1 protein-coding gene is annotated in these 1066 nt (G+C 65.2%); it reads left to right on the forward strand.

Going from position 1 to position 1066, the window contains the following annotated elements; all coding sequences use genetic code 11:
- Positions 1-1066: flagellin (locus MKK55_RS13115; RefSeq protein ID WP_243935176.1), on the forward strand; the 1066-nt coding region annotated here is incomplete at both ends.

The following is a 1066-nucleotide window of genomic DNA, read 5'->3' on the forward strand; positions in this document are numbered from 1 at the left end:
TTCCACCGGCAAGAAGGTTTCCTCGGCCCTCGACAACCCGGTCAACTTCTTCACCGCGCAGAGCCTGTCGAACCGCTCCTCGGATCTCGGCACCCTGCTCGACAGCATCTCCAACGGCGTGCAGACGATCCAGGCGGCCAATCAGGGCCTGACTTCGATCCAGAAGCTCGTGGACTCGGCCAAGTCGACCGCCAACCAGGCACTCGCCACGCAGCTCAACACGAGCGGAACAGCCGGTGCAGCCTTCTCCGCCGCTGCCGGCACGATCAATTTGCAGGTCAACGGCACCGCGGTCTCGACCACGCTGACCGCCAGCGACACCATCGACACGACCATCGCCAAGCTGAACGCGGTGGTCGGTCCCCAGGGCGCGGGCAACGCGTTCAGCAAGGACACGACCGGCACGAAGATCGTCGTCAGCGCCAGCGCCGACCTCGAGTTCTCGACGCCCGGCGACCAGACCGCGCTCGGCTTCACCAGCGGCACCGCCAACTCCGGTCCCCAATACGGCACCACCTCGACGGCGGGTCAGAGCTCGAACCTGACGGTGACCGGGGTCAAGGAGCGCGCGGCCCTCGCCAAGCAGTACAACAGCCTGCTGACGCAGATCGACCAGCTCGCCAAGGACTCGAGCTTCAACGGCACCAATCTGCTGTCGAGCAGCGCCACCACCAACAAGCTGCACATCTCGTTCAACGAGAAGGACACCTCGAACCTCGACGTGCAGGGCGTCGATGCTACCTCGGTCGGCCTCAGCCTCACGGCGATCACCGGCAACTCCGGTGCATCCTCGAATGGGCAGGGCAACTTCCTGATCGACAACGACGTCAAGACGACGCTCACCAGCCTGACGAACGCGTCCTCGACCCTGCGCTCGCAGGCCTCGACCTTCGGCTCGAACCTGTCGGTGGTGCAGAACCGTCAGGACTTCACCAAGAACCTCCAGAACGTGCTCGACACCGGCGCCTCCAAGCTCACCGATGCCGACCTCAACGAGGAGGCCGCGAACTCCCAGGCGCTGTCGACCCGCCAGTCGCTCGGCATCTCGGCCCTCTCGCTGGCCAAC

The organism is Methylobacterium sp. J-059, assembly GCF_022829485.1.
Classification (GTDB): domain Bacteria; phylum Pseudomonadota; class Alphaproteobacteria; order Rhizobiales; family Beijerinckiaceae; genus Methylobacterium.